We start from the raw sequence: 13348 nt of genomic DNA, 5'->3' as shown, positions 1-13348 counted from the left end.
AGAGAGCAAATGAGCAGATTTTTGAAATGGATCGGCGGCTTGATCATGTTGGCCCTGATCGCCGGAGCGTTGATTTTCTTCGTGTTCCTGCCACCATATGTCGAAAACGCGCGCAACAGCGTGATCGATCACGATCCTTACCCGGTTTCAGATGGCGCCGCCGAATTGCATGAAACACTGATCATTGGGGATCTGCATGCTGACCCTCTGCTTTGGAGCAGAGATCTGACGGAGCGTGGCACGCGTGGACAAGTTGACATCCCGCGCCTGCTTGAGGGCAACGTCGCGTTGCAAGTCTTTACCGCCGTGACCAAATCACCAGCCGGTCAAAATTATGAGGCGAACTCTGCCGAGGCATTCGACAACATCACCTTGCTGGCCGTCGGGCAATTGTGGCCGCTGCGCACGTGGGACAGCTTGAAAGAACGCGCGATCTATCAGGCCGAAAAGCTACACCGGTTCGAGACGGCATCGAACGGGCACCTTAAGGTAATCAAGACGCGCGCTGATCTGGACAGCGTCCTGAACGCCCGCTCCAACGGAGAACAGATTGTCGGCGGCATTCTCGGGATCGAAGGGTCCCATCCCCTGGAAGGCGATCTTGCCAATCTGGATGCGATCTTCGACGCGGGGCACCGGGTGTTTGGATTACACCACTTCTTCGACAATGAACTGGGCGGGTCCTTGCACGGGCAGGCAAATACCGGCTTGTCCGATTTTGGCCGTCAGGTTGTCCAAGAACTGGCGCAACGTCCTGTCGTCATTGATCTGGCCCATTCAAGCCCGCAGGTTGCACGTGACGTGATCGGGATGACAGATGTTCCGTTGATCGTCAGCCATGGCGGGCTGCACGGGTATTGTCCGGTAAAGCGCAACTATCCCGACGAACTGATGCAAGAGATTGCAGCGACCGGCGGCGTTATAGGTATGGGATACTGGGCTGATGTTACCTGTGGGGATACCGCGCCGTCAGGCATTGCCAAGATGATCAAGGCCGCGATCGAAACCATAGGGGAAGATCACGTCTCGCTCGGGTCGGATTACGATGGGTCGGTCGAAACGGCGTTCGATACATCCGAACTTGCGGCATTGACGTCTGCACTATTGGACGAAGGTGTGACTGAGGTTCAAATCCGCAAAGTCATGGGTGAAAACATGGTTCGTGTTTTCAGGGATCGCTTGAACTAGATTAAAAACGGCTACTATGATTTTGAATTCAATTTGAATTCCTGCACCAGCTCTGGGTCTGGCTGCGCATTTTTCTCAGAAAACGACCTTAGCCCGCATATCCTGCGGGCTAAGGTCACTAATGATCAGGCTGTCGCCAGCATTCCCTTTTCACGCGCCAATTCGCGCATTTTCTTTTGCAGTTTTTCAAAGGCGCGTACTTCGATCTGACGAATACGTTCGCGGCTGACATTGTATTGCGTGCTGAGTTCTTCCAGCGTCACCGCCTGGTCCATCAGACGGCGCTGCGTCAGAATATCCTTCTCGCGGTCATTCAGGACGTCCAACGCGGCAGCAAGGAGCTCACGACGTGCTTCCAACTCGTCCCGGGCTTCGTAGTCACCGGCCTGGTCGGCATCCTCATCCTCCAGCCAATCCTGCCACTGCATGGTTCCTTCGCCTTCGGAGCCGACCGTCGCATTCAGCGATGCATCGCCACCGGACATCCGGCGGTTCATGCTGATCACTTCCTCTTCGGTCACGCCCAGATCGGTCGCGATCCTTGCGACGTTCTCCGGACGCAGATCGCCCTCTTCCAAGGCGCCAATGCGGGCTTTGGCTTTGCGCAGGTTAAAGAACAGCTTTTTCTGAGCTGAGGTTGTTCCCAGTTTGACCATCGACCACGATCTCAGGACGTATTCCTGAATCGATGCGCGAATCCACCACATCGCATAGGTCGCAAGCCGGAAACCTTTCTCCGGGTCAAATTTCTTGACAGCCTGCATCAGACCCACATTCGCTTCGGAAATCACCTCGGCTTGCGGCAAACCATAGCCGCGATAGCCCATCGCGATCTTTGCTGCCAGACGAAGATGCGACGTGACCATTTTATGTGCGGCTTCAGTGTCTTGCTCTTCGACCCAGCGCTTGGCCAGCATATATTCTTCTTCCGGCTCCAGCAGGGGAAACTTACGAATTTCCTGCATATAGCGGTTCAGGCCGCCCTCAGGCGTCGGCGCGGGGAGATTTGCGTAGTTTGCCATTTTGATGTCCCTCCGACAAATGTTTACGTCTTTAACATAGGATATGGGTAAGGAACCCAGCCCTTTCAAGAGGTACCGTTAACAGTTTGGAATTAAGCTTCGGTAAAGGAAAGCTAAGAAAGTCTTACTCACAAGGGTTTGCTAATTATGTCAGCGGATCGTGCAGCCTTGCAATCAAGTTTTTCATGTCAGTCGGCAGTTCTGCCTCGAAGCGCAAGATTTCACCGCTGACAGGGTGCTCAAAGCCCAAAATAGCAGCATGAAGCGCTTGACGCGGAAAGGCCTTAACGGCATCGGCGGTCTTATCCCCAAAGGACCGCCCGGCCAACTTACGCCTGCCGCCATAAATCGGATCGCCAACCAAACCATGCCCTGCATGTGCCATATGGACCCGAATCTGATGCGTCCGCCCAGTCTCAAGCCAACATTCGACCAGTGCCAGCCCGGCGGGCTTTCCAAATGTCTCAACCACGCGTGCGCGCGTCACTGCGTGGCGACCGCCGTGAAACAGAACCGCCTGTTTCTGGCGATCTGCCTTGTGCCGTGCCAGTTGCGTGGTCAGACGCATGATGTTCCCTGGCTCGAAACTCACCCCTTTAACACCGCGCAAACGCGGGTCATTGGCATCCGGTACACCGTAACAAATGGCGCGGTAATAACGTTCGACGCTATGTGCCTCGAACTGTGCCGCCAAACCGTGATGGGCGGCATCCGATTTAGCGACCACCAGCAGACCGCTGGTTTCCTTGTCGATCCGATGCACGATACCGGGACGTTTGACGCCGCCCACGCCAGACAGATCGTCTCCGCAATGATGCAACAACGCATTCACCAACGTTCCGTTGGGTGAACCCGGCGCGGGATGGACCACCATACCTGCCGGTTTATTCACGACAATCAGGTCTGCGTCCTCGTAGACAACGTCGAGCGGGATATCTTCCGGGCCAATATGGCTGTCCTCGGCTTCGGCCACAACGATCTTCACCATCGCGCCCTCGGACACCTTGAACTTCGGATCATGCACGTCGACACCGTCGATTTGAACAGCGCCGCTTTCGATCAACCGGGTCAGGCGTGTACGCGACAGGTTCTCCTCGACTGGCACATCCCGCGAAAGCGCCTTATCAAGGCGAGGCGGCGGAGCGGCCGCAATCTGAAACTCTATCTGACGGGTGCCCATGACTGTCCCTTCCGAACCCCAAGAACCGCTGGAAACGCCGCAGCTGCGACTGTTACGGCGTATGGTCATGTTGCTGACCGCGGTGATGATTGGCGGGGTTCTAGTGACATTCGCGCTGATTGTCATCCGGCTATCGGACAGAACGCCTACCCTGCCCGATCAGATCGAGCTGCCTGACGGCGCGCAGGCGCAAGCGCTGACCATCGGCAACAACTGGTACGCTGTGGTAACTGATGACAATCGCATCCTGATCTTTGACAAAACGACCGGAAAACTGCGCCAGGACATCCCGGTCGAGTAACCTTGCCATGTCAGTTGATGCACCGGCGCTCTAGTTTGGAAACAACCGGGTCCCAGTCCATGCATCGCCCAATTGCTTATCCAATTCGGGCGTTCGCATTTTCCGCTTCCCACCAAATGGGCACAGTGTGATTTCACCAAGATAAATCTTGTCACCAATGGCATAGAGATCCACCCGCGCGAATTCCACGCGTTGTCCAATAGCTTCCGCAATCTGGACCATATCGTCATATCGTTTGGGTCGCGGTTCTGTATCTTCACTAGTCTTAAAGTACAGTTCCTTGGGAATAAAATTGAAGTCCCGGTCATGGATCATCTGGACATGCCCGCGTGAGCGGTCGCGATCCACTTGCACCATTTGCAACTTGCCCGCCACAACCCAGAACTTCCAGTCGATGATGTCCTCACCTTCCGCAGCTAGGTTTTCTTCGATGAAAAAGCGCGTTTCGATCGTGGAATACCACCACTCGGCCGCCCAATATCCGTGTGGAATTGGCTTCTTGCTCCAGCTGGTCAGCTTCTCGTTAGCCAGTTCGCTTTCTTCCTTGCTCATTGGCCAGTTCAAACGGTGATTTTGCCCCTGCCCGTTGTTGCATTTGAGCCAGTATGAACCCGGCTCAAGCTCCAGCTCTTCCGGCAGAACTGGAGAAGAAGAATCCCAGTATCGTTGCACCGGAGTAAGAAGGTTTCCAGAAGGTTGCGGAACAAAGCTTTCCGCGGTCAGCTTGTCGGCGGCCGAAACTTTTGGCATATCGCCAAACAGCTTCATAACAAGAAGCTTTTCAGTGATTGTCTTAGGGTCCGAGAGATCCGGCAGATACCGCTGATTGTTGGCAAAGCGCGACAATGACATCGAAAGGGCGTTCAACCGGGCTGCGTCGTTCTCGTAGTGATCCCAGCCCCGCTGATGACCAGGACGCGCGGCTTCGTTCACACCGTACAACTCACCCGACTTGATTTTATCCAGTTCGAACTGCGCAACCTTTAGAAATTGCTCTGAAGTGGAAATTTGAGCAACCGACATGATCCCGTTTGTTGCCTGGCTGATCGTCTCTTTGCTTAGCCGCAATTCAGGAAGATTGCTTGGAAACTCTATCTTCTTGGGAGCTTCTTTGCCCTTTCGCGGCAACGGTGCGTCGGCTGGACTGACACCAAGACCACGTAATCTGCGATCCAGGAAAGAGTGCCGCTTGATACCCTTGTTGACCCACCATCGCATCCGGCGTCCCCAAAGGTGCACGGCAAGCGTGTCATCGGTCAGGTACTTGCGGCGGAATTCTCGTGCAGGAATATCATTTGCCTGTCCTGTGTGCCTGAAGGGAAGCGGATAAAATACAGACACTGGACTGGCGTGGTCGATTTCGCCGTGATGACGCAGGAACCATGTCAAAACACCGGGGCCATAAACGCTGTGGGCCTGATCCGAAGCATGAGGCAATTCACCGGCGGCTTTCTGGCGTTCAAGTTCGTGCCTTTCATCGCCCTCAATCCATGGACGGATCGGAAAAGGATCTAGGCTGTAATCGGTATAGGCCTGCAACGCCGGGCTGTCGGCGGGCAGGCGCATGATCGCGTTGCAGATTGTTGTATTGTTGAAATATCCGAAGATGTGATCTGCTTTTGGAATGGGCGCCAAAGAAATCACATCGGTATCGCACCACAGAAAATCGGTTTTCTTCATAAGCTGTAGTCGGAAGATGTCCGATTGGGGGACAGGCGTTTTAAACTGACTGTTTACAATGAACTGTTTCGGTTCGTGAATCTCATTTGCGGACACCAGTTCGATACCTTCCGGAACGTTCTCGACCTCACCGTAGTGGAACAGCACCACTTTGTGCCCGTTCGACACGAAGGACAAAAGGCACATCTGTTCCAGAAAGCTGAGCGGCCCTTCGAGCCAGAGCATCCCAATCGTTGGAAGATTGTTTTCAGCAACCATTAACACACTTCTCCGGGGGCAATTTTGTCAGGGGTCAGGTTGATCTGCATCGGAGGAGCCAACCACAACGGCTGAAATCCGTCCTTGTACACCGCGATCCTGTGCGACAAAGCTTACAGCGGGTTTTTCGACGAGGATCTGATAAAGGTCCTTGTATTCAGGTATTTCCATCAGATTGGTGATCAGGTCTTTGTGCCATCGAAAGGCTTTTCTATGCAGCCGGTGCAAAACCTCGTCGGACTTGAACTCTTCCAACAAAGCGTCCACTTCATCCCTGTACCTTAAAATTGTGGTGTCAGGCGAACCGCCACGGTTCCAGCGATCCCAGTATTCGGTCCCCAAGGTTTGCGAGGAATGGTTCGCACGGCCCCGGCTGCGCTTGGCCATATAGGCCTGCGTCGAGCGCACCGCATAGTGATTTATCTGTGCCACTTCAAAACCGAAGGGTGGTGCAACATGGTTTCCAAAGGGCGCGGGCTCTTTCGCGTGGCCACCCGGCACGGACCGGAACATGCCAGCCTGAAAATCGGGTTTGGGGTGCGGGTTGTGCAAGCCAAACCGGGTATAAAACTCACCCTGTCGGAACAGAGATTTCACAAATCTCCGCCCGGCTCCACCTTGCTCAAAGTCCAGTTCACAGTCGGAAAACTGACCTGTGACAGACTGGTCTCGCAATACGTGCCGACCGTTGTTTGAGAATATTTTCCACGGGATGGATATGACATCGACATCAGGCGTCGCCTCGATAAGGTCGTCGACCTTGTGTTCTCCGACGTGGATGTTCAGAAACTCATCGGCGTCACAGACGTAGACCCACTTTGCCTCTTTCACAAAAGGCAGCCGCCGCGCCTGTCGCAGGGCTGACCGATGGATGCCACCAACCCCAACCCGATTTCGGCGAAACTCCACATGGCCCAAATCCTGCAAACGTCTCAAGATCCGATTTGTACCGTCAGAGCAGTCGTTGGTGTACACAACGATCTTGTCAAAGCCGAGAACCTTGTGATGCGCGACCCATTCGAGGATGTACGGCCCCTCATTCTTCATTGCTGAGATGAGGACTTTTTCAGGTTTGTCCATCGTTTTAACTCAGCCTCAACGCCTAGCTGTCCTTCCCTTTACCCTTGTCTAGGGGGGCAATCTTTTCAATCGCGATCTGAGCGCCGGCTATGGCGCGAATACGCAATTCTCTCGGGTAGCGGCCCAGAAATTCGTTAACTGCGCGGATCACGCCATCGCCCCACCAACCGCGGCGGTGATAGTCATCAAACGCCATGATACCGCCCAGCTTTATCTTTGGAAAAAGCGCCGCCAAATCCGCAGACACACCTTCGTAAGAGTGATCGCCGTCGACATAGGCAAATGAGATGCTCTCATCATCAAAAAGCTTCAATGCAGGAACCGAGAAATCGCGGATGATGCCAACCTTGCCGTCGTCGATTTCTTTTTTGAATGACTTGACCACTTTCTGAAAAATGGCCTCCATCTTTTCGTCTTCCGTCCGACCAACAAAGGCGGTCGTGTGCGAATCTTCACCAATGTGTTTCCAGGGGTCGATCAGGAACAACTGGCTGGGCTCGATAAACTTCAGGATTGTCGGAGAAAACTCACCTTGCCAAACGCCAATTTCCACGGCCATGCCCCCTTTGGGCAGCCGAGACAGGAATGTACGGCGAATGGCTTCCTTGGAATTCTTGCGCTTGTTGGCCTTGTCCGATTTCGGCTTTTCCTTGTGTCCAGGCATTGCGCCGATGACCTTAGGTTCGTTTGGCATCTCGACCTCACTGTGCTGTCGGGCTTTTGTCAGGATACACAAAACCTGCCCGTCTCGTTAGTTGAGGAACGGGTACCATGCGATGGCTGCAAGGGCCAGAAACTATGTGTCTTCTTTATTTAAAGGCGGCAGTTTGTCGATCCCAAGCCACGGTGGCTGCAAACTCGTGATCCGATATCTGCTGGCATTGCGCCCCAAAAAACTGTGAATGGCGGCAGCCATGCCTTTGTACGGAGCACCGCCACGGCGATAGGATGTGAAGGCTATACTGCCCCCTGGTGCCAAAACCCGGTCGATTCGTTTCAACAGTTGGTTTGCAACCCGTTCGGCCCGAACGCCCCGAATGATGACAACGCCGACGCTTTCGTCTTCGAAAAGCTTCAGCATCAATGGCGGTAGCGCCCTGAAGACGCGCAGGTGCCCTTTGATGATTGGTTCGCGAAAGTGTTCTAGGAATGCATAAAACGCTAGATCCAAAGCTTGGAGGTCGGGATCCTGTGTGGTGTCTGGACAAGCAAAACGGTCCCAGGACAGGCCCCATGGGGCGATGATAGTCAATTGCGAAACCGCTCCAAGCGCCAGAACTTCCTCAACAATTTCAGTCTCAACCTGGCCGATCAGAACCCATGATTTCTTACCGCTGATCGATTTCAGAAAATCGCCGCGCTGCTTTTTGGTCCTCTCGATCTCGGGCGAGGCTGGCGGCAGCAGCGTTGGGTCCTTTGGGTCAAACGGTAAAGATATCTGCTTTGGGTCAGTGATCGCGGCATGTTGCGCCGAAGCCTCTTCATGCTCTAGTGGCGTTCCAAGAGCATCGAGTCTGACAAACCAAGGATAGTTGTTTGGCTTAGCGTTCGACCTCTCTGCCATTTGGCCAAGGCGATTCCATTTTGCGACTTGGGCAAAACTGACCTCGGGATCTCTATAAGTCTCTGGATCGAAAGATGCATTGGCTTCTTCAACGACTCCAAACTTCAGTGCCTTTACATATTGCCCGCTACGGAAGCTCTTATTTTTCTTAATAAAACCCTTGGCAGCATCTGTCTCGCGAATAGCGGCGATGCGATCCTTGTGAAACACTACTGCTTTTTCATGCAGCTCCCCCAAAACTGGATCTGCCCGCAACTGAGAATAGACATCGCGCAGACGGCCTACTTTCGAGAGGATCGAGGATTCCTCGACGACATTGTAGCAATGCAGGTTCCAATATGCCTGCCCCGTTTCCTCCATCTTAGGATGAAACGACGTGGTTTTTACGTCCCCGCGCAAACGTTTCATCAGGTAACTTTCAATGGATCTGACCGCATAGTGATTCATCCGAAACAACTGCCGGCCAAACGCAGCGCCTGTGGTGGAAAAAGCCCAACCGCGCCGACGCATTGCAGGCGGCAAAGGGTCCCCATCGCCGTCCACCCAAGCGAAGTGCTCGGCTTTACCCTGAACAGGTCCTCGCGGCCTATGGGTATTTATCAAACGGTATGATCCATTGTTGCGGATTAAGGACTTATACGCGCGCAGGTTTTGCGGAATGACCGCACCCAGCTCACCAGCCCTTGTAAACTGTTCGACGACGAAACGATCTTCGAAATCAACAACACCGTTATGTCCAAAAAGCTGCCAAAGCGCCGCAAATCCATCTGCGTGCGGCAAGGCGAGGAACAGATCATCCAATGTTCCTTCGCCTACGCGGATATCTAAAAACTCGTCGACATCGCAAACCAAAATCCAGTCTGCCTGTTTGTACCAGGTTTGCTGCATTGCATTGGCATAGGCCGACGCCTGTGGCCCCATCTTCCACGGACCCGGGTTATCAATGTGCTTCAGAAAACCCAGCTCTTCGCAGCGCATCAGTATCTTTTCTGTGCCATCCGAACAATCGTTCGAACTTACGATGAAATGCGTAAATCCAATCGAAAGATAGTAGGCAATCCATTCCAGAATAAACGGGCCTTCGTCTTTCATTGTGGAAATGACAAGTCTCATTGACATAAACCCGTAACCATTGTGCCAGCTCAAATATCTTCTGCAAAACAACGTCGTCGCCGCGCATAGGGTCTTTAAGCACGTGACTTTGTTACGTTTCCCCCAACGGCATTGCAAGGGAACAGACGTGATCCAAGAGCCACGGTACTAGATGCTTTGGCATGCCCTGCCGAGTTTGAACTTGCGTGCCGACCAGCGCTTCGTACACCACGGATCGAAATATTGCCCCTGTAACGGTGAACAAGAGGGCGGAACCCGCGCAAAGTTGGTGTTGTTTGTTCTGTAACGGAGGATTGGATGCATGCCGACCATTTATTCCAATGCACCATTGGGCAACAATCCCTACCAACGCATGATCTACAGCCGTTTTGACGACTACGAAGTTCGGGTCGTCCGGTTGAACGCTTTTTATGCAGGCGAACTGCCCGCAGCTCGAGAAGGCGACATCTACTGGATCCACTGGGAAACTGTGGAATTTGGCAGTCCGAAGAACGAAGTCCCTATCGCCGAACGGTTTCAAAAGATCGATGCCGGACTGTCAGAACTCAAACAGCAAGGTGTGAAGATCGTCTGGACAGTGCATAACTTCCATCCCCACAACTCGGCCAGAGACATGGAAGCAATTCATGAAGGTCGAAAAATACTGGTTCGGCTCGCTGACAAGATTCACGTTCACACACCTTATGCCGAAGACTTGTTGGCAAAGACCTACGGAATACCCGCGCACAAACTTGTTCACGTGGCGCATCCCAGCTATCTCGGGGTTTATGAACCACTGGACGCTACAATGGCGCGGCGCGATGTCCTGCCGTCCGCCGAAAACCGAAGGTTCGTGCATATCGGGAAAGTGCAGGAAAACCGTGGCGGACAATTCATGTGGAAGGCACTAAAGTCTTTGCATCTCCGAGATCAGTCTTGGGAACTCGATATCTCGGGGGCGGTCATCGCAGGTGAACGCCGCGGACAGCAAGCAATACGTGAGATGTCGAATGTTCGGTTCCATGATAGGTATCTGCCGGATGATGAACTGCGTGACATTGTTGCGTCATGTCATATTTGCGTGGCGCCCTTTAGTAGAATTCTAACATCCGGATCGGTCAATCTTGCGCTGACATTCGGGTTGCCGGTTATCGGCCCCAACACACAAGCTCTGGTCGATCATCTGCCAGAACAAGTGCGGCACTTCCTTTATGTTGATGGGAATCCGCGTGGTATGATGTTCCAGATGCGCAAGGCCATAGATTTGGATGACGAAGACTTGCTGGCAATGAAAGCGACTTGCATAAACCACGCCTATGAAATCAGGCCCGAAATGCAGAGTGAAGCGTTGAAGACAGCGCTTGACGTGCGCGTTTCATAGATAACGATTGCAACAGGTATTAGACCAAGGACCCTTCGAATGCCTAAGATAGACGCGTTTACCTTTCGTAAGAAACTTCGTTCTGCCGGGCTGAAGGTTGTCGAATTTGAAAATGGCGAATTCGTTGGGCCCAGGCCAGTGATGAGGCGGCTTAACCAGACCGGACTTTCCGTGATCAGCGGTGGCGTGACAGCGTCGAACCTGCAAAGCTATGGGTTTGAGGTGGACACCGTTCTGGATGTGGGCGTGGACGCAGGTACCCCATTTCTCTATGACGCCTTCCCGGACAAAAAGTTTGTGCTGTTCGATCCAATCGAAGAAACCGCAACGCGCGTTGCCCCGTGGCGCGACAAGATCGACTACGATCTGCACATTGTCGCACTCGACTCCGAAGACGGTGAAGCCGAACTGGTCATTCCCACAACCGACCGCAAAAGGCGCTCACTGGCAACGGTTGCAGGGTTTTCCAATGACTATGAAAACCGGATTGTCGATATGGAGAAACGCGTCGTGGAAAAGCGTCGCCTCGATTCCTACACGGCAGGTATACCCGGTCGGTTTGGCTTGAAAATCGACACGGAAGGGAATGAGCTGGCTGTCATCCGTGGTGGGTTGGAAACACTGAAGCGCACGGAATTCGTCCTTGCCGAAGTTTCCGTAAAGCGGCGTTTCAAGGATGGCTACCGGTTCAGTGAGTTTGTTGCAGAAATGGGCAAACACGGGTTCGAACTGATCGAAGCCCTGCGCCCGGTCGATCGCGCCTCGCCGGACTGCGACCTTCTATTCGTTCCATGGAACTCAAGCTGGTTTGATTTAGACTGAGAAATACGCCTACCAAAGCCGGAATGTGCTGCGTTAACCACTGATATTCACGTGGGTCACAACAAAGCGTATTTGACCTTCAGAAAAATGGTGCGGTCGAGAAGACTCGAACTTCCACGGGTGTTACCCCACAGCGACCTCAACGCTGCGCGTCTACCAATTCCGCCACGACCGCACTGCCTGTGACTTGGTACGGGGGCGTATAGACGTTGGCGCTCATGTTGTGAAGAGGCAAAAACACGATGGTTTAAAATCCTTTGGGGCCGCCTTATCTTAGGGATCAAACACCGTCGTAAACGCCTGATCGGAACCGCTGTGACCTCGCCCGACCCACGCCCAGTTGTTCAAGTCGACGTCGTTTCGGATGTGGTGTGTCCGTGGTGCATTGTCGGGTTTCGGCAGCTTGATTTAGCGCTTCAGCAATTGGGTATTCTGGCGCATCTCAGGTGGCATCCGTTCGAGCTGAACCCGAATATGCCTCTGGAAGGTCAAAATCTGCGCGAGCATATCGCAGAAAAATACGGCTCGACGACCGAGCAAAGTCAACAGGCGCGTGCGCGACTGACGGAATTGGGGACTACCCTGGGATTTACCTTCAATTTCAACGATGAAAGTCGGATCGTTAATACGTTCTCTGCCCATCAATTACTTGATTGGGCTGAAACGCAAGGTCGGCAACATCCGCTCAAGCTTGCGCTATTTGAGGCATATTTCACGCAACAACAAGATGTATCCGACCTGGACGTCTTATTGGCAGCCGTCGAAACAGCTGGACTAGATGCTAAAAACGCACGTGTCGTGTTGCAAACGGGCTCACATGCCGAATCCGTTCTCAAGAAGCAGCAGGTTTGGACCAGCCGAGGTGTGTCCGGTGTGCCTTCGATGGTGTTCGGCGGAAAGTACCTGCTGACGGGTGCGCAAGGTACAGACACTTATGTTCAAGTTCTGCAGCGTTGTTTGGCCGAGGCGGCTTGACCCCTTTCCCCTGCCCCGCTCGCACGATATGAGGCCCGCATGGAATGGAAAATCACGGATAGCCTGATCAGCTATGACGATGCGGTCGCCTTTATGGAGGCGCGTGTCGCAGCGATTGCAGCGGGCGATGCCGATGAATGCGTCTGGTTGCTTGAGCATCCCCCGCTCTACACCGCCGGAACTTCTGCCAAGATCGACGATTTGACGGATCCGGAACGCTTTCCAGTCTATCAAAGCAAGCGCGGCGGTGAGTACACCTATCACGGCCCCGGACAGCGTGTCGCCTATGTGATGCTTGATCTGAACAAACGAGGCCGCGATGTGCGCAAGTTTGTGAAACAGCTTGAGACCTGGGTGATTTCGTCCTTGGCAGAATTCAATGTACACGGCGAAGTAAGAAACGGTCGTGTGGGTGTCTGGGTCCGTCGGGACGACAAGCCGCTGTCAGCTACAGGCGAGCCTGCAGAGGACAAGATTGCCGCGATTGGCCTGCGTTTACGTAAGTGGGTCAGCTTTCACGGTATCTCGATCAATGTAGAACCAGAGCTTGACCATTTTTCCGGCATCGTCCCCTGTGGCATCACAGATCATGGCGTGACCTCACTGGTCGATCTCGGGTTGCCGGTCACGCTGGCAGATCTCGACGCTGCGCTGCAGAAGACATTTGATAACGTCTTTGAACCGGTCAACGCGTGAAAGTGCCAGAGTATGGCAACGGGCTTCGATTCGCTTTTTGACGTGATGAGAACAACAATCGTTAAAAGCGGCCTCGTCTGTTTCCTAAGGGCAACTCTGTTTACTAAAT

Annotated in this window: 12 protein-coding genes and 1 tRNA gene; 6 read left to right on the top strand and 7 right to left on the bottom strand. The window is 53.5% G+C overall.

Annotated features, from left to right (window positions below; translation table 11 throughout):
• Positions 1-9 precede the first annotated feature (9 nt).
• Positions 10-1188, top strand: a complete 1179-nt coding sequence (locus Q1B13_RS06080; RefSeq protein WP_299078392.1) for a membrane dipeptidase — start codon at positions 10-12, stop codon at positions 1186-1188.
• Positions 1189-1313: 125 nt separating this feature from the next.
• Here Q1B13_RS06080 and rpoH read toward each other — a convergent pair whose 3' ends face one another.
• Both rpoH and Q1B13_RS06070 read right to left on the bottom strand, forming a co-directional pair.
• Complete coding sequence (gene rpoH, locus Q1B13_RS06075; RefSeq protein WP_299078389.1) at positions 1314-2210, bottom strand: RNA polymerase sigma factor RpoH; 897 nt, start codon at positions 2208-2210, stop codon at positions 1314-1316.
• Positions 2211-2355: 145 nt separating this feature from the next.
• Positions 2356-3390 (bottom strand): RluA family pseudouridine synthase, encoded by a 1035-nt coding sequence (locus Q1B13_RS06070; RefSeq protein WP_299078385.1) that lies wholly within the window; start codon positions 3388-3390, stop codon positions 2356-2358.
• Here Q1B13_RS06070 and Q1B13_RS06065 point away from each other — a divergent pair.
• Positions 3389-3691: a DUF6476 family protein gene (locus Q1B13_RS06065; RefSeq protein ID WP_298932513.1), complete on the top strand. Its 303-nt coding sequence runs from the start codon at positions 3389-3391 to the stop codon at positions 3689-3691. The genes Q1B13_RS06070 and Q1B13_RS06065 overlap by 2 nt on opposite strands.
• 30 nt (positions 3692-3721) lie before the next feature.
• Here Q1B13_RS06065 and Q1B13_RS06060 read toward each other — a convergent pair whose 3' ends face one another.
• The 4 genes from Q1B13_RS06060 to Q1B13_RS06045 form a co-directional block, all read right to left on the bottom strand.
• Positions 3722-5629, bottom strand: coding sequence for an ATP-grasp fold amidoligase family protein (locus tag Q1B13_RS06060; protein WP_299078382.1), 1908 nt, complete (start codon positions 5627-5629; stop codon positions 3722-3724).
• Positions 5630-5656: 27 nt separating this feature from the next.
• Entirely contained in the window at positions 5657-6709 is a 1053-nt protein-coding gene (locus Q1B13_RS06055) for a glycosyltransferase family 2 protein (protein ID WP_298932517.1), read from the bottom strand.
• A 22-nt stretch (positions 6710-6731) separates the two neighbouring features.
• A complete protein-coding gene (locus Q1B13_RS06050) occupies positions 6732-7403 on the bottom strand; it encodes a class I SAM-dependent methyltransferase (RefSeq protein WP_299078379.1) in 672 nt (223 codons plus the stop codon).
• 102 nt (positions 7404-7505) lie between these two features.
• Complete coding sequence (locus tag Q1B13_RS06045; protein WP_299078377.1) at positions 7506-9386, bottom strand: glycosyltransferase family 2 protein; 1881 nt, start codon at positions 9384-9386, stop codon at positions 7506-7508.
• A gap of 301 nt (positions 9387-9687) precedes the next feature.
• Between Q1B13_RS06045 and Q1B13_RS06040 the strand changes: the two genes are divergently transcribed.
• Together Q1B13_RS06040 and Q1B13_RS06035 are read left to right on the top strand one after the other, a co-directional pair.
• On the top strand, positions 9688-10746 hold the full coding sequence (locus Q1B13_RS06040) for a glycosyltransferase family 4 protein (protein WP_299078374.1): 1059 nt from the start codon (positions 9688-9690) through the stop codon (positions 10744-10746).
• A gap of 39 nt (positions 10747-10785) precedes the next feature.
• Positions 10786-11568 carry an FkbM family methyltransferase gene (locus Q1B13_RS06035; RefSeq protein WP_299078371.1) on the top strand — a complete coding sequence of 261 codons (783 nt, stop codon included), beginning with the start codon at positions 10786-10788 and terminating at the stop codon, positions 11566-11568.
• 88 nt (positions 11569-11656) lie between these two features.
• Here Q1B13_RS06035 and Q1B13_RS06030 read toward each other — a convergent pair.
• Positions 11657-11743: transfer RNA gene (locus Q1B13_RS06030), tRNA-Leu, on the bottom strand.
• A 140-nt stretch (positions 11744-11883) separates the two neighbouring features.
• Between Q1B13_RS06030 and Q1B13_RS06025 the strand changes: the two genes are divergently transcribed.
• Together Q1B13_RS06025 and lipB are read left to right on the top strand one after the other, a co-directional pair.
• Positions 11884-12543, top strand: coding sequence for a DsbA family oxidoreductase (locus Q1B13_RS06025; protein ID WP_299078368.1), 660 nt, complete (start codon positions 11884-11886; stop codon positions 12541-12543).
• 39 nt (positions 12544-12582) lie between these two features.
• Positions 12583-13239, top strand: coding sequence for a lipoyl(octanoyl) transferase LipB (lipB, locus tag Q1B13_RS06020; RefSeq protein WP_299078365.1), 657 nt, complete (start codon positions 12583-12585; stop codon positions 13237-13239).
• Positions 13240-13348: the final 109 nt, after the last annotated feature.

Origin of the sequence: uncultured Ruegeria sp., from assembly GCF_947489545.1 — a bacterium.
Lineage (GTDB): Bacteria > Pseudomonadota > Alphaproteobacteria > Rhodobacterales > Rhodobacteraceae > Ruegeria.
This window is presented reverse-complemented; position numbering and strand designations above follow the sequence as displayed.

What these genes read in the sequence shown, in the direction of transcription:
- Q1B13_RS06080 (WP_299078392.1), top strand. Translation starts at nt 10, where the DNA reads ATGAGCAGATTTTTGAAATGGATCGGCGGCTTGATCATGTTGGCCCTG.
- rpoH (WP_299078389.1), bottom strand. Translation starts at nt 2,210, where the DNA reads ATGGCAAACTACGCAAATCTCCCCGCGCCGACGCCTGAGGGCGGCCTG.
- Q1B13_RS06065 (WP_298932513.1), top strand. Translation starts at nt 3,389, where the DNA reads ATGACTGTCCCTTCCGAACCCCAAGAACCGCTGGAAACGCCGCAGCTG.
- Q1B13_RS06070 (WP_299078385.1), bottom strand. Translation starts at nt 3,390, where the DNA reads ATGGGCACCCGTCAGATAGAGTTTCAGATTGCGGCCGCTCCGCCGCCT.
- Q1B13_RS06060 (WP_299078382.1), bottom strand. Translation starts at nt 5,629, where the DNA reads ATGGTTGCTGAAAACAATCTTCCAACGATTGGGATGCTCTGGCTCGAA.
- Q1B13_RS06055 (WP_298932517.1), bottom strand. Translation starts at nt 6,709, where the DNA reads ATGGACAAACCTGAAAAAGTCCTCATCTCAGCAATGAAGAATGAGGGG.
- Q1B13_RS06050 (WP_299078379.1), bottom strand. Translation starts at nt 7,403, where the DNA reads ATGCCAAACGAACCTAAGGTCATCGGCGCAATGCCTGGACACAAGGAA.
- Q1B13_RS06045 (WP_299078377.1), bottom strand. Translation starts at nt 9,386, where the DNA reads ATGAGACTTGTCATTTCCACAATGAAAGACGAAGGCCCGTTTATTCTG.
- Q1B13_RS06040 (WP_299078374.1), top strand. Translation starts at nt 9,688, where the DNA reads ATGCCGACCATTTATTCCAATGCACCATTGGGCAACAATCCCTACCAA.
- Q1B13_RS06035 (WP_299078371.1), top strand. Translation starts at nt 10,786, where the DNA reads ATGCCTAAGATAGACGCGTTTACCTTTCGTAAGAAACTTCGTTCTGCC.
- lipB (WP_299078365.1), top strand. Translation starts at nt 12,583, where the DNA reads ATGGAATGGAAAATCACGGATAGCCTGATCAGCTATGACGATGCGGTC.